This window comes from Bacteroides sp. A1C1 (assembly GCF_004328515.1).
GTDB lineage: Bacteria > Bacteroidota > Bacteroidia > Bacteroidales > Bacteroidaceae > Bacteroides > Bacteroides uniformis.
The window spans coordinates 3,048,153-3,069,758 of the sequence record NZ_CP036491.1 but is presented as its reverse complement, the minus strand read 5'-3'; the positions used below and the strand labels follow the sequence as shown (position 1 = coordinate 3,069,758).

Genomic DNA, 21,606 nt, shown 5'->3' with positions numbered 1-21,606 from the left:
ATCACTTGTTTATTTACTCCCCAAATATAAGAAGAACATTCCAATCAACACCAAAATGAGGTCGACAGCCTTACTTTTTAAATTCTTTTCACGGAAGAAAAGCGCACCGAAAAGGAAGGAAACTACAACACTACCACGACGCACCATCGAAACAATGGAAATCATGGAGTCCTCATAGCTTAGGGCATAAAAATAGACAAAGTCTGCCGCACAAAGGAAAATGGAGATACAGATAATGGTCCAGTCCCAACGAAACGGGGTACTTTCTTTTCGCTTGGGATACCACAACAGCAGGATGATGGGACACATGATAAAGACTTGGTAGACATTATACCACGACTGCACCAACATCGGGTTGAGCTGCTTCATCAGGTATTTGTCATACAGCCCACTGACAGCTCCAGCAACGGCAGCCAGCACGATGAAAAGAATCCATTTGTTATGCTTGAAGTCGATTCCCTCTTTCTTACCCGAACGGCTCAGCATGAAGAAGGAGACTATGGCAAGCAGCACGCCAATCCATTGATAAAGGTTCAAGCGTTCGCCAAACACAAGCATAGCACCTACAAGCACCATTACGGGACGCGTCGCATTAATCGGTCCCACGATGGTCAGCGGCAGATGCTTCATCCCGAAATAACCGAATATCCAGGAAGAAAGCACGATAAACGACTTGACAACAATAAACTTATGCACCTCCCACCCCACCACGGGAACATCAAACATCGTACCTCCCAACACTGACGGCGCAAAGGCAGATACAAGAATGAAAGGAAGAAATATAAGGCTCGAAAACAGCGTGTTCAAGAAAAGTACCGGCAGTACGGCATTATCACGAAGCGACTTCTTCTTGAAGACATCGTAAAATCCCAGCAAGGCAGCAGAAAGGAAAGCAAGCAATAACCACATAGAGTTAATTAAAAATTAAAAATTAAAGGGAGGGGGGGGGACGTTTTTGTAGTGCATCCCTCTGTTTATTCTAAAAAAGTCGTTTCCGGATAGGCTACATCCACCAGAAACAATGCATTTCCGGGAACGGAGGTTCCTGCCTGGCAACGGTCCTTCTGTTCGATGACGCGTCGGAAACCTTCAACAGAAAGTTTTCCACGACCCACTTCGAGTAGAGTGCCGACAATGGCACGTACCATGTTCCGCAGGAACCGGTCGGCCTGGATGGTGAAAACCCAAGTCACATCGTCTACCCGAGTCCAGGCAGCATGCATAATCTTGCAATTATTGGTTTTAACATCTGTATGAAGTTTGCTGAAGCTGGTAAAGTCCGTATAATCAAACAAGGTTTGGGCAGCCTCATTCATCCGTTCAAAGTCCGGTGTTTGGAACAGACGGCAGCGATATTGGCGGTTGAAAGGAGACTTGGCGGTAGTGACATAATACTTATACATACGCGCCGTAGCATCAAAGCGGGCATGTGCATCGGACTTCACGGCCCGCAAGCGGTATACAGAAATATCGGGAGGAAGCAGACGATTCAGCTTATCCGTCATAAAAACAGTGTCCAGAGGAGAATCACTGTCAAAGTGAGCTACCATCAGTGAGGCATGAACCCCGGCATCGGTACGCCCCGCTCCCACGACTTCCACTTCGCGACGCAGCAAGGTACTCAGCGCCTTCATCAAACACTCCTGCACACTCGCTCCATTCGGCTGGATTTGCCAGCCGTGATAAGCGGTGCCATCATAAGCCAGGTATACAAAATATCGTTGCACGGTCTTTTTTGTGTGCAAAGATAGTGCAAACCGAATACAGAACTTTCATGCTCGCATGAAAAAGTTATGTTAAGGTGCAGCCTATATTCGCTTTTTCAGCACAGATAGTGCTAATTTAAGAAGGTTTGAATTATCTTTGCAAGGTTTTTCACCACAGATTACACAGATTAACGCAGATTTTTCACAGACATCATGAAATATTCTTCCAAAATCCTACCTATACTGATAATTGTCGCAGCTGCCGCAACATTCACCTTTGCCGGCTGCAAGAAGAAAGACATGTCGCTCAAGTTGAACGAACCGCGCAACATTCGGGGCGTTGTCAGCTACAAACGCTCATTCGGAGACTTGAATGAGAAACATCTCAATGTAGCCCAAGCCATCGGCATACGTGTGCTTTCCTCCCGCGAGGAAGCAGAAAAGATGAAGGAGCAACTGCAACCTATCACGACAAACGAACTGTATGCCGTGGATTCACTGACGCATTCCATCCCTTATCTCATTCCGGGCGCCGCCAGCCTACTGGACACCATCGGACACAACTTCCTAGATTCACTGACCGCCAAAGGACTGAATCCAAACAAGATAATTGTGACTTCCGTACTTCGCACCCAGGACGATGTAAAACGCCTGCGCCGCCGCAACGGCAATGCTTCTCCAAACTCGGCACATTTTTACGGAACGACATTCGATGTCAGTTGGAAACGCTTCCAGAAAATAGAAGACGAAGATGGACGCCCTTTGCAGGATGTCAGCGCAGATACCTTAAAGCTGGTTCTTTCGGAAGTGCTCCGTGACCTGCGGAAAGCCGATAAATGCTACATCAAGTACGAGTTGAAGCAAGGATGCTTCCACATTACGACAAGAGAGAAATAAGCGGAAAAGAATTATTCTTCCAGCATCTTCCACGCCAACGGCAAGCAAGCAGTCATATCCCCCGCCGTCATCCCCACTGCCCCCTGCTTCTTGCAGGCTATGTCTCCCGCCAGTCCGTGCACATACGTGGCCAGGCAGGCAGCCTTCTCCGGCTCATAACCTTGGGCAAGCAAGGCAAGCACCACTCCCGTCAACACATCACCGCTGCCTCCCGTTGCCATACCCGGATTGCCGGTAGGGTTGAAAAAGCATTTCCCGGCAGGAGTGACAATGGCAGAATAAGCACCTTTCAAGATAATGTGCACTCCGGCGCTCTTCGCCAGCTCGCGAGCCTTCATCAAGCGCTCGTACGAATTCTGGCATTTGCCTACAAGACGCTCCAGCTCCTTGGGGTGCGGAGTCAGAATACTCCCTTTGGGCAGACGCCCTATATAGTTACGCTTCTCGCCCAGCAAGTTCAGGGCATCGGCATCCACCACCATCGGAGTCTGGCATATCTCTATCTGCTCCAGCAGAGCCGCCTCGGTCTCTGCCGCCTTTCCCAGTCCCGGGCCTATCGCTACGGCCTGGTAATCGTCCGTATCGGTAGCGGCAGCAAAGCAGGTGTCGCTGATGTCCAGCTCCGTCATGGCTTCGGGCACGGAAGTCTGCACAATGAAGTTGTTGCAGAACGGCACATGTACCGTCAGCAGCCCCACACCCGAACGCAGGCACGCACGCGCAGCCAGTACCGAAGCTCCCGCCATCCCCTGCGAACCGGCTATCAGCAGTGCACGGCCAAAATTCCCCTTATGGGCAAACCGGCCGCGCGGCTTCAGCAGGGCAGATACATCTTCATGCTCCAGCAGGCAGAAGTCCGTTTCCATGTCATGGATGGCATCCTTGCTGAGCCCGATGTCCAGTAACTGCCATTCGCCCACATACGGCTCGTTCTCGGCAAAGAGAAATGCCAGTTTCGGCAATTGCAGGCTCAGCGTCAGATGGGCACGGACGATATTCGTATGTACGTTGTAGGTGTTGTCCTCACCCATCAGTCCCGATGGGATATCGATGGACACCACCGTTGCGGGCGAAGCGTTGATGTACTTCACTACGGCTGCAAAACCGCCGCTCAGAGCCTTGTTCAGACCGCTGCCGAAGAGGCCGTCTATCACCACATGGTCCGCCGTCAGCACAGGAGGTACAAACTGAGTGGTCACTTCGTGGAAGTCCACGCCCGGCACGTCGGCCAGCCGCTCCTTGTTCGTCTCGCAGTCCGGCGAAAGCGTCCCTTTCGTATTGAAGAGATACACCTCGAGCCGGTAGCCCTTCCCAGCCAGCAGTCGCGCCAGGGCAAGCGCATCGCCACCGTTGTTCCCCGGTCCGGCAAAAACGGTGAGCGGCGTGTCCGGCTCCCAACGCTCGGCAATGGCACGGGCCAATGCGCGTGAGGCACGTTCCATCAAGTCGATGGAGGCAATCGGTTCATTCTCTATGGTATCTGCATCCAGTTGCTTGATGCTTGTAGTAGGAAATATCTTCATAATAGGATTATCTTAAAATCGTAGAGCAAAGATAGGGCTTTGATTTCAACTGTACAAAGAGAAGACGTTTTTTATCAAGTTGCTTTGTCCCCCGGGAAAAGATATCTGCTCCGTAAGGAAAAGTTGTCTTCAATGCAAAGGATTCTTAGAACAAAGCCTTTATTCTTAGAAACAAAAGCTCTATTTCTATAAACAAAAGCTTTATTTACAGAAACAGAAATTCTGTTTTAAGTTTGCGTAGGCTTACGGATAAGTTTGCACAGGCTTGTCGGCAAGTTCCCGCAGGCTTGCCGGCAAGTTTCTAATTATACCCATTAACTTACGCAAAATAATGACTAATTTTGTACCCTCAACATATAATAAAAGCCAAAACAATAAAAGCATATTCAATGAGTACATCCCGACACCCGAAAGGTCTTTACCTTATCTTCGCCACCAGCACGGCAGAGCGTTTCAGCTACTACGGCATGCGTGCCATCTTCATCCTGTTCCTCACCCAGGCGCTCCTTTTCGACAAGGAGCACGCCGCCTCCATCTACGGCAGCTACACCGGACTGGTGTACCTGACGCCCTTAATCGGAGGCTACATCGCCGACAAATACTGGGGCATCCGCCGTTCCGTCTTCTGGGGGGCCATGATGATGGCAGTCGGCCAGTTCCTGATGTTTGCCAGCGCCTCGATGCTGGAGGCGCGTGAGCTTTCGCATTGGCTGATGTACGGCGGACTGACTTTCCTTATATTGGGCAACGGCTGCTTCAAGCCCACCGTCTCCTCCCTGGTGGGGCAACTCTACAAGCCGGGTGACAAACGGCTGGATTCCGCCTACACCATCTTCTATATGGGTGTCAACGTGGGTTCCTTCCTCGCCCCGCTGGTCTGCGGCTACTTTGGCGAGACGGGCAATCCTCACGACTTCCGATGGGGCTTCCTCATCGCAGCCATCGTCACCGTGCTGACGGTCGTCCTCTTCGAAACCCAGAAGAACAAGTACCTCATCGGCCCCGACGGCAAGCCCCTCGGCATTATCCCCGACGCCCGCAAGGAGCGGCCCCAGGCAGACAACACCGCCCGGAAGAGTGCCCACGCCAACGGACGGCCCATGCGCAACTACCTGCTGCTCGCCCTGCTCGCCATCGCGCTTGCCGGTTTCTTCTACCGGTGTTTCGGGAGCGATTGGATAAGCATCGGCATCTTCACCGCCTGCATCGTGTTTCCCGTCAGCATCCTGCTGGAAGGCTCGCTCACCAAGACGGAGCGCGACCGCATCTTCGTCATCTACATCATCGCCTTCTTCGTCATTTTCTTCTGGGCGGCCTACGAGCAGGCAGGCGCCTCGCTCACGCTTTTCGCCTCCGAGCAGACCGACCGCGTCATCCTGGGGTGGGAAATGCCCGCCTCCTGGATTCAGTCCTTCAACCCCTTCTTTGTGGTGATACTTGCCGCCATCATGCCGGGCGTATGGGGCGCCCTGGGCAAGCGGGGCATGGAGCCCGCCTCGCCCACCAAGCAAGCTATCGGCTTGCTACTGCTTTCACTGGGCTATCTCGTCATCTGCTTTGGGGTGAAAGATGTTCAGCCGGGCATCAAGGTGAGTCTCATCTGGCTGACGGGGCTCTACTTCATCCATACCATGGGCGAAATCTGCCTCTCGCCCATCGGGCTCTCCATGGTGAACAAGCTCACGCCCATCCGCTTCGCCTCGCTGATGATGGGGATATGGTACCTCTCCACCGCCACTGCCAATAAGTTTGCAGGCACGCTGAGCGGGCTCTACCCCGAAGCCGGAAAGGTAAAGACGCTACTGGGCTATCGCATTGAGACGATGTACGATTTCTTCATGGTGTTCGTCGTCATGTCTGCCACGGCATCGCTTATCCTCTTCCTGCTTTCAAAGAAATTACAGAAGATGATGCATGGAGTGGAATAAAAATCGTATTTTTGCGGCAACTTTCTAAAAACATCCCATCTATGGATACCATACAAATAAAAGACAAGATGTTCACAGTCTCCATCAAGGAGCAGGACATACTGAAAGAAGTAACCCGTGTAGCGAACGAAATCAACCGCGACCTGGCAGGAAAGAATCCTCTATTCCTCAGCGTACTGAACGGTTCGTTCATGTTTACCGCCGATTTGCTGAAACGAATCACGATTCCCTGCGAAATTTCGTTTGTCAAATTGGCATCTTATCAAGGAGTATCCTCTACCGGGGTAATTAAGGAAGTAATAGGCATCAATGAAGACCTCACGGACCGTACAGTGGTCATTGTAGAGGATATCGTAGATACGGGACTCACCATGCAACGCTTACTGGACACCCTCGGCACTCGCGGTCCCAGAGAGATTCATATTGCCTCTCTACTGGTGAAACCCGATAAGCTGAAAGTTGATTTAAACATAGAATATGTGGCCATGAATATTCCGAACGACTTCATCGTGGGCTACGGGTTGGATTATGACGGCTTCGGGCGCAACTATCCCGACATTTATACTGTAGTAGACTGATACAGACATAATATAGTAAATCATTAAATAATAACTAAGCAAATGTTGAACATTGTAATTTTTGGCGCTCCCGGTTCAGGTAAGGGAACGCAAAGTGAAAAGATTGTAGAAAAGTATGGCATCAACCACATCTCTACCGGAGACGTGCTCCGTGCTGAAATGAAGAACGGTACAGAACTGGGCAAGACTGCTAAAGGTTATATCGACCAGGGCCAGTTGATTCCCGATGAGTTGATGATTGATATCCTGGCAAGCGTGTTCGACAGCTTCAAGGATAGCAAAGGCGTGATTTTCGACGGCTTCCCCAGAACAATCGCCCAAGCTGAAGCATTAAAGAAGATGCTCGCCGAACGCGGACAAGAAGTCAGCGTGATGCTTGACCTCGACGTGCCCGAAGAAGAACTGATGAAGCGCCTCATCAAGCGTGGACAAGAATCAGGACGTGCAGACGACAACGAAGAGACAATCAAAAAGCGCCTTGTTGTTTATCACTCACAGACAGCTCCGCTAATTGACTGGTACAAACAAGATGGCAAATACCAGCACATCCAAGGCTTCGGCGTATTGGAAGAAATCTTTGCTGATGTTTGCAAGGCTATTGACGCAGTGAAATAACAATAAAACAGAATATGGCTGAATCGAATTTTGTTGACTACGTAAAAATATATTGCCGCTCCGGAAAGGGCGGACGAGGTTCTACGCATATGCGGCGTGAGAAATACATACCCAACGGAGGCCCCGACGGAGGTGACGGAGGACGAGGAGGCCATGTCATCCTGCGGGGTAACCGCAACTACTGGACGCTGCTCCACCTGAAATATGATCGCCACATCCTGGCAGGTCACGGAGAATCCGGTTCCAAGAACCGCAGTTTCGGAAAAGACGGAGCGGACAAGGTTATTGAAGTGCCCTGCGGCACGGTGGTGTACAACGCCGAAACGGGTGAATATATCTGCGACGTCACCGAGCACGAACAAGAAGTCATCCTGCTGAAAGGCGGACGAGGAGGTCTGGGCAACTGGCACTTCAAAACCGCCACACGCCAGGCTCCCCGCTTTGCCCAACCGGGCGAACCGATGCAGGAATTGACGGTAATCATGGAACTGAAGCTGCTGGCAGACGTCGGTCTGGTAGGCTTCCCCAATGCGGGCAAGTCGACTTTGTTGGCAGCCGTTTCTGCGGCAAAGCCCAAAATCGCCAATTACCCGTTCACCACTTTGGAGCCCAATCTGGGCATCGTGTCCTACCGTGACAGCAAGTCATTCGTCATGGCAGACATCCCCGGTATCATCGAAGGGGCCAGTGCCGGCAAAGGCTTGGGATTGCGTTTCCTGCGCCACATCGAGCGCAACTCATTGTTGCTGTTCATGGTGCCTGCCGACAGTGACGACATCCGTAAGGAATACGAAATCCTGTTGAACGAGCTTCGCACTTTCAACCCCGAAATGCTGGACAAACAGAGAGTGCTTGCCGTCACCAAATGCGACATGCTCGACCAGGAACTGATGGACGAGATAGAACCGACACTGCCCGAAGGGATTCCGCATATATTCATCTCTGCTGTCTCCGGCATGGGCATCTCTACGCTGAAAGACATCCTTTGGGAAGAGCTGAACAAGGAAAGCAATAAGATAGAAGGCAAAGTGAACAGCATTGCCCACCGCGCCAAAGACCTCAGCCACCTGCAGGAAGAATTGAAAGAAGAGGGTGAGGACGAAGACCTCAGCTATGAATACGTCAACGACGACGAGGACATAGAGGACCTCGAGGACTTTGAATACGAAGAGGATTGGGAGGAAGATAAAAAATGATTCCTCTTACTGAAGATAGGAAAATGTTGGGATATGAGCTGCTTGCCTCATATCCCGGCATTTCTTGTTTTGTAACCACCCGTCATGGAGGGTGCAGCCAGGGAAACTATGCCTCCCTCAATTGTACGCCTTACACGGGAGACGAAGCTGGAGCTGTGCGCTGCAATCAGGAAATAGTGTGTTCTTCCCTGCCCCAGCGTCCCAAAGAACTGGTCATTCCGTTTCAGACCCACGGGACAAAGGCACTTGTCATTGACGGAACTTATCTGCAAGCAACAGCAGAAGAACGCCACTCCATGTTACAGGGCATTGATGCACTGATAACCCGTGAACCGGGCTGCTGCATCTGCATCTCTACGGCAGACTGCATTCCCATCCTGCTCTACGACCGGAAGAATGCCGTGATAGCCGCTGTTCATGCCGGATGGCGCGGCACTGTGAATTACATCCTCGGCCACACACTCGACAAGATGAGTGCCTGCTATGGCACAGAGGGTAAAGAAGTGATAGCCTGCATCGGCCCCGGTATCTCCCTTTCCGCCTTCGAGGTAGGCGACGAAGTCTATGAAGCATTCCGCAAGAACGGTTTCCAGATGGATTGCATCTCCGAATGGAAACCCGACACCCACAAATACCATATCGACCTATGGGCTGCCAACCGACTGCAACTGCTGGACTTCGGAGTACCTTCCGCACAAGTGGAGACGGCAGGCATCTGCACATACACCCGACACGAAGAATTCTTCTCCGCACGCAGGCTGGGTATCAAATCCGGAAGATTACTGTCAGGAATCATGTTAAAATGAAATTGAGATAAAGAACATATTCAAGCATATTATAATGTATCATATCACACTTTCTAAAGAAATCAAACAGAATTGCCCCGAATTCCGTGGTGCAGCCGTATTTGCCGAAGTGACAAATACCGCATATAGCGAAGGGTTGTGGCAGGAAATCGCAACTTTCACCCAAGAGCTAAGAGCCCGTGAAACCACGGACAGCATCAAGTACCAACCTGTCATTGCCGCCACCCGTGAAGCCTACAAACGTTGCGGCAAAGACCCCAGCCGCTACCGTCCCTCGGCCGAAGCACTGAGACGACGACTGCTACGCGGATTGGAACTCTATCAGATAGATACGTTGGTAGACCTTATCAACCTTGTTTCCTTACGTACGGGTCACTCTATCGGCGGATTTGATGCCGACGAGATACAAGGAACCGACCTTGAACTGGGCATAGGACGTGGAGAGGAATCGTTCGAGGGTATAGGCCGCGGCATGCTGAACATAGAAGGGCTACCCGTCTACCGCGACCGTATAGGCGGTATCGGTACCCCGACCAGTGACCACGAACGCACCAAGATGAAACTGGAAACCCGCCATATCCTTGCCATTGTCAACGGCTACAACGGGCAGGAAGGCCTGAAAGAAGCAGCCGAAATGATATTGGGACTGTTGGAGAAATATGCTTCCTCTACCGGTGGGACCATACAATATTTTGAATAAATGAGAATACGCGTTCTTGTCCCTCTCCTACTCATAGCCCTTGGTGCCACGGCACAAGGGAAAAAAGCGGTCTTTTCCGCCATGGAAACCAACCATATCCGCGTTGCCACTCCAGGACTGTTTTCGCAAAGAGAACTGATAGAGCTACCTTTGGAGGACATTCCGGACACGGAATACTCCTTTCCTCTGCCCGGAGGAAAAGTCATCTCCCCTTACGGACGGGGGCGGGGACGCCACAGCGGCATAGACATCAAGACCTGCGCCAAAGACACCATACGGAGTGCCTTCAACGGCGTAGTACGGATGTCCAAGCCTTACAGCGCCTACGGCAATGTCGTTGTCGTACGCCATGACTTCGGACTGGAAACGATATACAGCCACAACTTCAAAAACCTTGTACATTGTGGCGACACGGTCAAAGCCGGACAGCCCATCGCACTGACCGGACGTACCGGACGCGCCTCTACCGAGCATCTCCACTTCGAAACACGAGTCAACGGCCAGCACTTCGACCCCAATATCATCTTCAACATGAAGGAGCAGACGCTGAACCGGCAACGCATCGGATGCTCAAAAAAAGGAAACGGCATCGTCGTGCAACAATTGCCGGCAATCTACCCGAAGCCTCTGCAAAAAAAATACCCGATAGAACCATTTAAGTATCCAAACGTTTCACTACATTTGCAAAACGTTTCACTAAAAGAACGAATTGAACTTTAAAGCATATCAATGATAGAAAAACTGATTGTTCTTGAAGATATTGATCCGGTAATATTCTACGGCGTAAACAACGCCAACATGCAACTGATAAAAGCCCTGTATCCCAAGCTTCGTATCATCGCCCGTGGCAATGTCATCAAAGTATTGGGTGATGAGGAGGAAATGTGTGCATTCGAAGAGAACATCACCAAACTGGAAAAATACTGTGCCGAGTACAACTCTTTGAAAGAAGAGGTCATTATAGACATCATCAAAGGCAATGCCCCGCAAGCAGAGAAATCGGGCAATGTCATTGTATTCAGCGTAACCGGAAAGCCGATTATCCCGCGCAGCGAGAACCAGCTGAAACTGGTGGAGGCTTTTGCCAAGAACGACATGCTGTTTGCCATCGGTCCTGCCGGTTCCGGAAAGACTTATACTGCCATCGCGCTTGCTGTGCGGGCACTGAAAAACAAAGAAATCAAGAAAATCATCCTCAGCCGCCCCGCTGTAGAAGCCGGAGAAAAGCTCGGTTTCCTGCCCGGCGACATGAAGGACAAGATAGACCCGTATCTGCAACCGCTCTATGATGCCCTGCAGGACATGATACCTGCTGCCAAGCTGAAAGAGTACATGGAGCTGAACATCATCCAGATTGCCCCCCTCGCCTTTATGCGCGGACGCACACTGAACGATGCCGTCGTCATTCTGGACGAAGCGCAGAACACCACCACCCAGCAAATCAAAATGTTCCTCACCCGCATGGGAATGAACACCAAGATGATTGTCACGGGAGACATGACGCAGATTGACTTGCCTTCCTCCCAGACATCCGGTCTGGTGCAGGCACTCCGTATTCTGAAAGGAGTGAAAGGCATCAGCTTCGTGGAACTGAACAAGAAAGACATCGTAAGGCATAAGCTTGTCACCCAAATTGTGGAGGCCTACGAAAAGTTTGACAAAGAAGCGAAAGCGGAGCGCGAAAGACGCAAGGCCGAACAAGCCAATAGCAAGATTGAACAGAAACAGTAAATTCTCAAATCGTAAATATTACAAAGATGAAAGCATTAACAAAAACAGATTTCAACTTTCCCGGACAGAAAAGTGTCTATCATGGGAAGGTTCGTGATGTGTACAACATCAATGGCGAGAAGTTGGTCATGGTAGCTACCGACCGTATCTCAGCCTTCGACGTAGTATTGCCTAAAGGCATTCCTTTCAAGGGACAAATGCTGAACCAGATTGCAGCCAAGTTTCTGGATGCCACCACCGACATCTGCCCCAACTGGAAAATGGCTACTCCCGACCCGATGGTGACGGTAGGCGTGATGTGTGAAGGATTCCCCGTAGAAATGATTGTACGCGGTTACCTCTGCGGCAGTGCATGGCGCGCTTACAAAAGCGGTGTCCGTGAAATCTGCGGTGTGAAACTGCCCGAAGGAATGAAGGAGAACCAGAAGTTCCCCGAACCCATCATCACCCCGACTACCAAAGCCGAAATTGGCGAACACGATGCCGACATCTCCAAAGAAGAAATCCTAGCACAAGGACTTGCCACGCCCGAAGAATATGCCGTATTGGAAAAATACACAATGGCTCTCTTCAAACGCGGTACAGAGATTGCAGCGGAACGCGGATTGATTCTGGTAGACACCAAATACGAATTCGGCAAGCACGACGGCAAGATTTATCTGATGGACGAAATCCATACCCCGGACTCCAGCCGTTATTTCTACTCCGAAGGCTACGAAGAACGTTTTGCCAAAGGCGAACCGCAGAAACAACTTTCCAAGGAATTTGTACGCGAATGGCTGATGGACAACGGTTTTCAGGGTAAGGAAGGACAGCAGGTACCGGAAATGACAGACGAAATCGTTACTTCAATCAGCGAACGTTACATCGAACTGTACGAACACATCACTGGCGAGAAGTTCGTAAAGGAAGATACCGACAACATTGCCGAACGCATTGAAAAGAATGTAACTAATTACTTAATGTGATAATATGCCAATGTGCTAATGACCTTGCGGCATAATAGCGCAGCCAATTAGCACATTGGCGTATCAGCACATTAGCACATAAAAAAATCATGGATTACCCCCAAGAACACATCAAGCCCTACGGCGCTGACGGTAAGAAGAGCGAACAAGTGGAAGAAATGTTCGACAACATCGCTCCCGCCTACGACAAGCTGAATCACACCCTATCCATGGGTATTGACCGCAGCTGGCGCAGGAAGGCAATCAAATACCTCCTTCCTTTCCACCCCCGACGTATCATGGACGTAGCTACCGGCACCGGTGATTTCGCCATCCTTGCATGCCGCGAACTGCAACCCGATGCTTTGATTGGTACCGACATCTCGGAAGGCATGATGAATGTGGGGCGCGAAAAAGTAAAACGGGCGCACCTCTCGGACAAGATTTCATTTGCCCGGGAGGACTGCACCTCTCTCTCGTTTGCCGATGAGAGTTTCGATGCTGTAACCGTAGCGTTCGGCATCCGCAACTTCGAAGGGCTGGATAAAGGACTGTCCGAAATGTGCCGCGTACTGACGGCCGGCGGACATCTTGTCATACTGGAACTCTCCACGCCGGACCGCTTCCCGATGAAACAACTGTTTACCATTTACTCCAAAGTCGTTATCCCCCTGCTCGGTAAATGTATTTCGAAAGACAACAGCGCCTACACTTATCTGCCGGAAAGCATCCGTGCCTTCCCTCAAGGAGAAGTGATGCAGGAAGTTATCCGCAAGGCCGGTTTCAGTGAAGTACACTTCAAGCGGCTCACTTTCGGAATATGTACGTTGTATACAGCCAGAAAATAATCATTAATTCCCCTTTAACACACCCTCATTATGCAGAAATACGGTTTAATAGGTTACCCGTTGAAACATTCCTTTTCCATCGGATATTTCAATGAGAAATTCACGGCAGAAAACATTGATGCAGAATATGTAAACTTCGAAATTCCACGTATCGAGGATTTCATGGAAGTTATAGAGGAAAACCCTAACCTCTGTGGACTGAATGTGACCATCCCCTACAAGGAGCAAGTCATCCCCTATCTGGACGAACTGGACAAAGACACCGCCAAGATAGGCGCCGTCAATGTCATCAAGATTATCCGCCTTCCCAAAGGCAAGGTAAAGCTGGTTGGCTACAATTCCGACATCATAGGATTCACACAATCCATAGAACCGCTTTTGCAACCACATCACAAGAAAGCCCTGATTCTGGGCACCGGCGGCGCATCGAAAGCCGTATATCGCGGGCTGGAGAACCTGGGTATAAAAAGTACCTTCGTATCGCGCACCAAGAAAGAGGACAAATACCTCACTTACGAAGAGCTGACACCGGAAATCATGCAGGAGTACACGGTGATTGTCAACTGTACCCCCGTAGGCATGTACCCCAAAGTGGACTTCTGTCCCAACATTCCTTACGAGCTACTGACCCCCAACCATTTGCTCTACGATTTGTTATATAATCCAAACGAAACCCTCTTCATGAAGAAAGGCCAGGCACAAGGAGCCGTCACCAAGAACGGACTGGAGATGTTGCTGTTGCAGGCCTTTGCCGCATGGGAAATTTGGAATAAATAATGAAAAAAGCCATAAAATATTCAATTCTCAGTCTGGCCGCCCTCTGCACCCTACTGTTGTGCGGAGGGTACTATATGCTGGGCTATTCCCTGAAACCGGACGACCTCGTTTCACGCAGCCGCAACATAGCCGCATCCTACGATTTCATGTACGAGCGCTACCCCGAACTGCCCCCCTGGGTGGATAGCCTGATGACCGCAGGAGCACTGAAGGACTTCTACATCGAGAACGACCGCGGAGAGACGCTGCATGCGCTCTATGTTGCCGCTGCCCGCCCTACCGACAAAACGGCAGTCATCGTACATGGATATACGGACAACGCCGTGCGCATGCTGATGATAGGTTATTTGTACAGCAAGGAGATGGGCTTCAATATCCTGCTGCCCGACCTTTACGGACACGGGATGAGCGAAGGAAACCATGTACAGATGGGCTGGAAAGACCGGCTCGACGTGTTGCAATGGACCGAAACCGCCGATGAGCTTTTCGGACGCAGCCATACGGACAGCATAGCGTCCCGCAGTACAAAGATGGTAGTACACGGCATCTCCATGGGAGCCGCCACCACCATGATGGTATCCGGCGAAGTGGAACACGGACAATACCAACAGCCATTCATCAAGTGTTTTGTGGAAGACTGCGGTTACACAAGCGTATGGGATGAGTTTCGCGGGGAGTTGAAAGAACAGTTCGGACTGCCCGCTTTCCCCCTACTGCATACTGCAAGCTGGCTTTGCCGGCAGGAGTACGGATGGGACTTCCGCGAAGCTTCTGCCCTGGAGCAAGTAAAGAAATGTACTTTGCCGATGCTCTTCATCCACGGTGATGCCGACACCTTTGTACCGACGTGGATGGTTTATCCCCTCTATGAAGCCAAGCCCGAACCCAAAGAATTATGGATTGTACCCGGTGCCACACATGCCATGTCTTACAAGGATTATCCGCAGGAATACACCGAGCATGTAAAGAAATTCGTAGGGAAATACATACATTGACGTGATTTTTCCTATCTTCGCCGCAACAAACATTGGTAATATGAAACGATTTATTTCCATAGCATTCTTCCTGTGCTTGTTCATATCCTTGCAGGCACAAGAAGTCTACACCACTAAGAACATTCCTAAAGTACACCTTCAGGACAAGACGCGTTATGTCTGCAACCCTGCCGACATCTTATCCAAAGAGGCATGTGCCGACATAGACCGCATGCTCTACGCATTGGAGCAGCAGACTGGTATTGAAACGGTAGTTGCCGTTGTTCCCTCCATCGGACAAGAAGACTGTTTTGATTTCTCACACCAGCTGCTCAATGAATGGGGAGTAGGGAAAAAAGAGAAAAACAACGGTTTGGTCATTCTGCTGGTAACCGATCAACGCTGCATCCAGTTTTATACGGGATACGGTTTGGAAGGGGACCTTCCTGATGCCATCTGCAAACGCATACAGACCAAATACATGATTCCCTATCTGAAAGACGGTAATTGGGATGCCGGAATGGTAGCGGGTGTAAAGGCAGTCTGTTCACGTCTTGACGGCACTATGGTGAATGACACGGAAGAGGAGGATGACCTCTCCGTAGGAGGTATCCTACTGGGGCTTATCGGTTTCCTCGCAGTGGCATCTATTATAGGCATCCTTGCCCAACGCGCTGCCAACAAATGCCCCAACTGCGGACAACATAAATTGCAACGTAGCAGCAGCATACTCATCTCACGCCGCAATGGAGTGAAAACGGAAGATGTGACCTACACCTGCCGCAATTGCGGACATAAAGTAGTGCGCCGCCAGCAGTCATACGATGAAAACTACCGGGGAGGAGGCGGAGGTGGTCCGGTCATCTTCGGTGGTGGAGGTCTCTTCGGCGGAGGTGGCGGAGGAGGCTTCAGCGGTGGTAGCTTCGGAGGCGGTATGGGAGGTGGCGGTGGAGCCGGTTCCCGGTTCTAACGCCGAGGATGTGTCATCTGTGTGCCATCAACCGTTTTGACACACCTTCGAGGATACTGGAAGAATATAAAACGTTTACATAGAATATAATTAAATGATTAATAACTGCCTTCCCCTCCTCCCCTCTCTCTATCGGAGAGAAATTGGAGGTGAGGCCTAAAAATGAAAAGTATGAAGAAATCAACCATTATCATTATCGTTGTTATAGCTCTTCTCGCCATTTGGGGTGTAACCGGCTATAACGGACTCGTAACCATGGACGAAAATGTCAGCGGACAATGGTCGAACGTAGAAACCCAATACCAACGCCGTGCCGACCTGATTCCGAACTTGGTGAATACCGTGAAAGGATATGCCACGCACGAGAAGGAAACACTGGAAGGTGTAGTAGAAGCCCGCAGCAAAGCCACTCAAATCAAAGTGGATGCTGCAGACCTTACTCCAGAAAAGCTGGCTGAATATCAGAAAGCACAAGGTGCGGTGACTTCTGCCCTCGGTAAATTGCTTGCCATCACAGAAAACTATCCGGACTTGAAAGCAAATCAGAATTTCTTGGAACTGCAGGCACAGCTGGAAGGTACGGAAAACCGTATCAACGTAGCACGGACCAACTTCAACAATGCAGCCAAGAACTTCAATACAGCCATTCGCCGTTTCCCCAAAAATATCCTTGCCGGTCTCTTCGGTTTTGAGAAACGAGCTTATTTCGAAGCGGCAGAAGGAGCGGAACAAGCTCCCCAGGTACAATTCTGATAAATACACAACTCTATAGCGAGGCACAAAGGCGAGAAACTTTGTGCCTCGCTTTGTGTTGTAGAAGATTAGATGTATCTTTGCACATTCAATTGAACAAACCTATTATCTCATGAGTAATCAACGATACATGATGCGAGGCGTCAGCGCATCTAAGGAAGATGTGCACAACGCCATCAAGAACATCGACAAAGGTATTTTCCCGCAGGCTTTCTGCAAAATTATCCCCGACATTTTGGGCGGTAACCCGGAGTATTGCAACATTATGCATGCCGATGGAGCAGGCACCAAATCCAGTCTTGCCTATATGTACTGGAAGGAAACCGGCGACCTGGGTGTGTGGAAAGGCATTGCACAAGATGCACTGATTATGAACATCGACGACCTGCTTTGTGTGGGTGCGGTAGACAACATTCTGGTATCCTCTACCATCGGACGTAATAAACTTCTCATCCCCGGCGAAGTAATTTCAGCCATCATCAACGGTACGGACGAACTGCTTGCCGAACTCCGCGAGATGGGCGTAGGCGTTTATGCCACCGGTGGCGAAACAGCCGACGTGGGCGACCTTGTACGTACCATTATCGTAGACTCGACAGTGACCTGCCGCATGAAGCGCTCAGATGTTATAGACAATGCCAATATCCGTCCGGGCGATGTGATTGTTGGTCTGGCATCTTACGGAAAGGCTACTTATGAGAAAGAATACAATGGCGGTATGGGCAGTAACGGACTGACCAGCGCACGCCACGATGTATTCTCCAAATACCTGGCAGAGAAATACCCTGAAAGCTATGACAAGGCTGTACCCGAAGAGCTGGTATACAGTGGCAAGCTAAAACTGACAGACAGTGTCGAAGACAGTCCGCTGGATGCAGGAAAGCTGGTACTTTCCCCTACCCGCACCTACGCACCGGTAGTAAAGAAACTGCTCGATGCGCTCCGTCCCCAAATCCACGGTATGGTACACTGCTCGGGCGGCGCACAAACCAAGGTACTGCACTTTGTGGGAGACAACTGCCGTGTCATCAAAGACAATCTCTTCCCCGTTCCACCGTTGTTCAAGACCATCAAGGAGCAGAGCGATACGGACTGGAGCGAAATGTACAAGGTGTTCAATATGGGACATCGCCTGGAAGTGTACCTCTCTCCCGAACATGCAGAAGAGGTGATTGCTATTTCGAAGAGTTTCAACATCGATGCACAGATTGTAGGCCGCGTGGAAGAAAGCGACAAGAAAGAACTGATTATCAAGAGTGAATTCGGAGAGTTCAAGTATTAAATATATGGCAGACAACAATACCATACTCGAAAAGCTGGAAGGGCTTGTCGCCCGCTTCGAAGAAGTGTCGACCTTGATTACAGACCCGGCAGTGATTGCGGACCAGAAGCGTTACGTCAAGCTCACCAAAGAATATAAAGAACTGGGCGACCTGATGAATGCCCGCAAAGAGTACATGCAAGTACTGGGCGGCATAGAAGAAGCCAAAGAAATTATCGCCAACGAAACAGACCAGGAGATGCGGGAAATGGCACGCGAAGAGCTGGATGCCTGCCAAGCCCGCCAACCGGAACTGGAAGAGCAGATAAAGCTGCTGCTCGTCCCCGCCGACCCGCAGGATGGCCGTAATGCCATCCTCGAAATTCGTGGCGGCACGGGTGGTGACGAAGCGGCAATCTTTGCCGGCGACCTCTTCCGCATGTACACCAAGTATTGCGAATCCAAGGGATGGAGAATGGAGATATCCAGCGCCAACGAAGGTGCAGCCGGCGGTTTCAAGGAAATTGTCTGCTCCGTGACGGGAGACAATGTATATGGCACACTGAAATATGAATCGGGCGTGCACCGCGTGCAGCGCGTACCGGCCACAGAAACGCAAGGACGCGTACACACCTCAGCCGCCAGCGTAGCCGTGCTTCCCGAAGCCGAAGAGTTCGACGTAGTCATCAACGAAGGTGAAATCAAGTGGGACACCTTCCGAAGCGGTGGTGCCGGCGGTCAGAACGTGAACAAGGTGGAATCCGGCGTGCGCCTGCGCTACAACTGGAAGAACCCCAACACAGGCATAGTCGAGGAAATCCTCATCGAATGTACCGAGACGCGCGACCAGCCCAAGAACAAGGAACGCGCCCTCTCGCGCCTACGTACCTTCATCTACGACAAGGAACACCAGAAGTACATCGACGATATCGCCTCCAAGCGTAAGACGATGGTCAGTACTGGCGACCGCTCTGCCAAGATACGCACCTACAACTATCCGCAAGGACGCATCACCGACCACCGCATCAACTACACCATTTATAATCTCGCCGCCTTTATGGACGGAGACATCCAAGACTGCATCGACCACCTGATTGTGGCGGAAAATGCAGAAAGGCTGAAAGAGAGCGAGCTGTAAGATAGTTACAAGAAACAAGTGACAAGTAGCTCGTAACTCATAACTAAAAAAACAACCAGCTGCCAGCCCACACGCTATCTCTCGTAGCTCGTAGCTTGTAGCCCGTAACTAAAAAATAATATGAACAAACAGCAATTATTCGAGAACATCAAGCGCAAGAAGTCATTTCTTTGCGTAGGTCTTGACACCGACATCAAGAAAATACCCGAACATCTTCTGAAAGAGGAAGACCCTATATTCGCTTTCAACAAAGCTATCATCGACGCTACTGCCGACCTCTGCATCGCCTACAAGCCCAATCTGGCATTTTATGAGAGTATGGGCGTGAAAGGCTGGATAGCTTTCGAGAAAACCGTAAATTACATCAAGCAGAACTATCCCGACCAATTCATCATTGCCGACGCCAAACGCGGTGACATCGGGAACACCTCTGCCATGTATGCCCGCACCTTCTTCGAAGAGCTGGATATAGATTCCGTAACCGTAGCTCCCTACATGGGCGAAGACAGTGTGACCCCGTTCCTTACGTACGAAGGCAAATGGGTAATCCTGCTTGCGTTGACCAGCAACAAAGGCTCGCACGACTTCCAGCTGACGGAAGACACCAACGGCGAACGCCTCTTCGAAAAAGTGCTCCGCAAATCCCAGGAGTGGGCCAGTGACGAACAGATGATGTACGTAGTAGGCGCCACACAAGGCCGCGCCTTCGAAGATATCCGCAAGATTGCTCCCGAACACTTTCTATTGGTTCCCGGCGTAGGCGCACAAGGCGGCTCCCTGGAAGAAGTCTGCAAGTATGGCATGAACAAGACTTGCGGCCTGATTGTCAACTCCAGCCGTGGCATCATCTACGTGGACAAGACAGAGAACTTCGCCGCCGCCAGCCGAAAAGCAGCCCAAGAAGTGCAGGCACAGATGGCGGAAGAGTTGAAAAAAGTGATTAACGGCTAACGCTTAATGTTCGAAAGAAAGATTATCAACGACCCTGTCTTCGGGTTCATCAACATACCAAAGGGGTTGTTGTACGATGTTGTACGACATCCTCTTTTGCAACGTCTAAACCGTATCAAGCAACTGGGGTTGTCCTCTGTCGTATATCCCGGTGCGCAGCATACACGGTTCCAACACTCTTTGGGAGCCTTCTACCTGATGAGTGAGGCCATCCAGCAACTTGCCACCAAAGGAAACTTTATCTTCGACAGCGAAGCCGAAGCTGTGGAAGCCGCTATCCTGATGCACGACATCGGCCACGGCCCCTTCTCCCACGTACTGGAAAATACTATCGTGCAGGGCGTCTCCCACGAAGACATCTCCTTGATGCTGATGGAACGTATCAACAAGGAAATGAACGGACAGTTGACACTCGCCATTCAAATTTTCAAGGATGAATACCCCAAGCGCTTCCTGCACCAACTGGTAAGCGGGCAACTGGATATGGACCGCCTGGACTACCTGCGCCGCGACAGCTTCTATACCGGAGTGACCGAAGGCAACATTGGCTCCGCCCGCATCATCAAGATGCTGGATGTAAAGGATGACCACCTGGTAGTAGAGTCCAAAGGCATCTATTCTATTGAGAACTTCCTCACCGCCCGCCGCCTGATGTACTGGCAGGTCTACCTGCATAAGACCTCCGTTGCCTACGAGAAAATGCTGATTAGCGCCCTGCTCCGCGCCAAGGAACTGGCAAGCCGCGGCATAGACCTCTTTGCCTCACCCGCCTTGAAATTCTTTCTATACAACGACATCAGCCGGGAGGCATTCTACAACAATCCCGAATGTTTGGAGAATTTCATTCAGTTGGACGATAATGACATCTGGACTGCCCTCAAGGTATGGAGCCGCCATCCGGACAAGGTTTTGTCCACCTTGAGCGCCGGCATGATTAACCGAAACATCTTCAAAGTTGAGATTTCTACCGAACCTATTAGTGAGGAACGGAAAAAAGCACTAACTTTGCAAATCAGTGAACAACTGAACATCCCTCTCTCCGAAGCGAGATATTTCATCTCTACCCCCAGCATCGAGAAGAATATGTACGACGAGGCAGATGACAGTATTGACATCCTCTACAACGACGGCAGCATCAAGAATATTGCCGAAGCATCGGATATGCTCAATATCTCTCTTCTGTCCAAGAAAGTAAAAAAATACTACTTATGCTACCAACGTTTGCATAGATAAGTATAAAATATTCACCTCAGGACAAGGAAATATAAAAAAAAAGTCCGTTATTTGCGTTTTGAAACCATCTAACA

Annotated in this window: 22 protein-coding genes; 19 read left to right on the top strand and 3 right to left on the bottom strand. The window is 50.4% G+C overall.

Going from position 1 to position 21,606, the window contains the following annotated elements:
• Window positions 1-9 precede the first annotated feature (9 nt).
• Together EYA81_RS12395 and truA are read right to left on the bottom strand one after the other, a co-directional pair.
• Entirely contained in the window at window positions 10-909 is a 900-nt protein-coding gene (locus EYA81_RS12395) for a DMT family transporter (RefSeq protein ID WP_016272603.1), read from the bottom strand.
• A gap of 65 nt (window positions 910-974) precedes the next feature.
• Window positions 975-1,727 carry a tRNA pseudouridine(38-40) synthase TruA gene (truA, locus tag EYA81_RS12390; protein WP_117599457.1) on the bottom strand — a complete coding sequence of 251 codons (753 nt, stop codon included), beginning with the start codon at window positions 1,725-1,727 and terminating at the stop codon, window positions 975-977.
• 192 nt (window positions 1,728-1,919) lie between these two features.
• Here truA and EYA81_RS12385 point away from each other — a divergent pair, with 192 nt between their 5' ends.
• Window positions 1,920-2,603 carry a DUF5715 family protein gene (locus EYA81_RS12385; protein ID WP_117599433.1) on the top strand — a complete coding sequence of 228 codons (684 nt, stop codon included), beginning with the start codon at window positions 1,920-1,922 and terminating at the stop codon, window positions 2,601-2,603.
• An 11-nt stretch (window positions 2,604-2,614) separates the two neighbouring features.
• Here EYA81_RS12385 and EYA81_RS12380 read toward each other — a convergent pair whose 3' ends face one another.
• Window positions 2,615-4,126 carry an NAD(P)H-hydrate dehydratase gene (locus EYA81_RS12380; protein ID WP_131225867.1) on the bottom strand — a complete coding sequence of 504 codons (1,512 nt, stop codon included), beginning with the start codon at window positions 4,124-4,126 and terminating at the stop codon, window positions 2,615-2,617.
• A 389-nt stretch (window positions 4,127-4,515) separates the two neighbouring features.
• Between EYA81_RS12380 and EYA81_RS12375 the strand changes: the two genes are divergently transcribed.
• The 18 genes from EYA81_RS12375 to EYA81_RS12290 all read left to right on the top strand — a co-directional run bounded on the left by EYA81_RS12375 (window position 4,516) and on the right by EYA81_RS12290 (window position 21,532).
• Window positions 4,516-6,054: a peptide MFS transporter gene (locus EYA81_RS12375; RefSeq protein ID WP_131225865.1), complete on the top strand. Its 1,539-nt coding sequence runs from the start codon at window positions 4,516-4,518 to the stop codon at window positions 6,052-6,054.
• 41 nt (window positions 6,055-6,095) lie between these two features.
• On the top strand, window positions 6,096-6,632 hold the full coding sequence (gene hpt / locus EYA81_RS12370; protein ID WP_005823670.1) for a hypoxanthine phosphoribosyltransferase: 537 nt from the start codon (window positions 6,096-6,098) through the stop codon (window positions 6,630-6,632).
• 42 nt (window positions 6,633-6,674) lie between these two features.
• Window positions 6,675-7,247, top strand: a complete 573-nt coding sequence (locus tag EYA81_RS12365) for an adenylate kinase (RefSeq protein WP_005823672.1) — start codon at window positions 6,675-6,677, stop codon at window positions 7,245-7,247.
• A 14-nt stretch (window positions 7,248-7,261) separates the two neighbouring features.
• Window positions 7,262-8,443: a GTPase ObgE gene (obgE, locus tag EYA81_RS12360; protein ID WP_131225863.1), complete on the top strand. Its 1,182-nt coding sequence runs from the start codon at window positions 7,262-7,264 to the stop codon at window positions 8,441-8,443.
• Window positions 8,440-9,249, top strand: coding sequence for a peptidoglycan editing factor PgeF (gene pgeF, locus EYA81_RS12355; RefSeq protein WP_131225862.1), 810 nt, complete (start codon window positions 8,440-8,442; stop codon window positions 9,247-9,249). The genes obgE and pgeF overlap by 4 nt, the downstream gene beginning before the upstream one ends.
• A gap of 34 nt (window positions 9,250-9,283) precedes the next feature.
• Entirely contained in the window at window positions 9,284-9,949 is a 666-nt protein-coding gene (locus EYA81_RS12350; protein WP_131225860.1) for a B3/4 domain-containing protein, read from the top strand.
• Window positions 9,950-10,669, top strand: a complete 720-nt coding sequence (locus EYA81_RS12345) for a M23 family metallopeptidase (RefSeq protein ID WP_117599427.1) — start codon at window positions 9,950-9,952, stop codon at window positions 10,667-10,669.
• A gap of 9 nt (window positions 10,670-10,678) precedes the next feature.
• Window positions 10,679-11,680 carry a PhoH family protein gene (locus EYA81_RS12340; RefSeq protein WP_131225858.1) on the top strand — a complete coding sequence of 334 codons (1,002 nt, stop codon included), beginning with the start codon at window positions 10,679-10,681 and terminating at the stop codon, window positions 11,678-11,680.
• A gap of 26 nt (window positions 11,681-11,706) precedes the next feature.
• Complete coding sequence (locus EYA81_RS12335) at window positions 11,707-12,648, top strand: phosphoribosylaminoimidazolesuccinocarboxamide synthase (RefSeq protein ID WP_117599425.1); 942 nt, start codon at window positions 11,707-11,709, stop codon at window positions 12,646-12,648.
• Between the two features lie 89 nt (window positions 12,649-12,737).
• On the top strand, window positions 12,738-13,475 hold the full coding sequence (ubiE, locus tag EYA81_RS12330; protein ID WP_098032550.1) for a bifunctional demethylmenaquinone methyltransferase/2-methoxy-6-polyprenyl-1,4-benzoquinol methylase UbiE: 738 nt from the start codon (window positions 12,738-12,740) through the stop codon (window positions 13,473-13,475).
• A 30-nt stretch (window positions 13,476-13,505) separates the two neighbouring features.
• On the top strand, window positions 13,506-14,252 hold the full coding sequence (locus tag EYA81_RS12325; RefSeq protein WP_005835363.1) for a shikimate dehydrogenase: 747 nt from the start codon (window positions 13,506-13,508) through the stop codon (window positions 14,250-14,252).
• Window positions 14,252-15,247 (top strand): alpha/beta hydrolase, encoded by a 996-nt coding sequence (locus tag EYA81_RS12320; RefSeq protein WP_131225856.1) that lies wholly within the window; start codon window positions 14,252-14,254, stop codon window positions 15,245-15,247. Before EYA81_RS12325 ends, EYA81_RS12320 begins: the two co-directional genes overlap by 1 nt.
• 40 nt (window positions 15,248-15,287) lie before the next feature.
• Window positions 15,288-16,196 carry a YgcG family protein gene (locus tag EYA81_RS12315; protein WP_117991045.1) on the top strand — a complete coding sequence of 303 codons (909 nt, stop codon included), beginning with the start codon at window positions 15,288-15,290 and terminating at the stop codon, window positions 16,194-16,196.
• Between the two features lie 171 nt (window positions 16,197-16,367).
• Window positions 16,368-16,949, top strand: a complete 582-nt coding sequence (locus EYA81_RS12310) for a LemA family protein (RefSeq protein WP_005835359.1) — start codon at window positions 16,368-16,370, stop codon at window positions 16,947-16,949.
• Between the two features lie 112 nt (window positions 16,950-17,061).
• The gene (locus EYA81_RS12305) at window positions 17,062-18,231 is read left to right on the top strand and encodes an AIR synthase-related protein (protein ID WP_120141110.1); all 1,170 of its coding nucleotides are present in this window, start codon (window positions 17,062-17,064) and stop codon (window positions 18,229-18,231) included.
• 4 nt (window positions 18,232-18,235) lie between these two features.
• A complete protein-coding gene (gene prfA / locus EYA81_RS12300; protein ID WP_118930981.1) occupies window positions 18,236-19,348 on the top strand; it encodes a peptide chain release factor 1 in 1,113 nt (370 codons plus the stop codon).
• A gap of 120 nt (window positions 19,349-19,468) precedes the next feature.
• A complete protein-coding gene (gene pyrF, locus EYA81_RS12295) occupies window positions 19,469-20,299 on the top strand; it encodes an orotidine-5'-phosphate decarboxylase (protein ID WP_131225855.1) in 831 nt (276 codons plus the stop codon).
• Window positions 20,300-20,305: 6 nt separating this feature from the next.
• Window positions 20,306-21,532 carry an HD domain-containing protein gene (locus EYA81_RS12290; RefSeq protein WP_131225853.1) on the top strand — a complete coding sequence of 409 codons (1,227 nt, stop codon included), beginning with the start codon at window positions 20,306-20,308 and terminating at the stop codon, window positions 21,530-21,532.
• Window positions 21,533-21,606 lie beyond the last annotated feature (74 nt).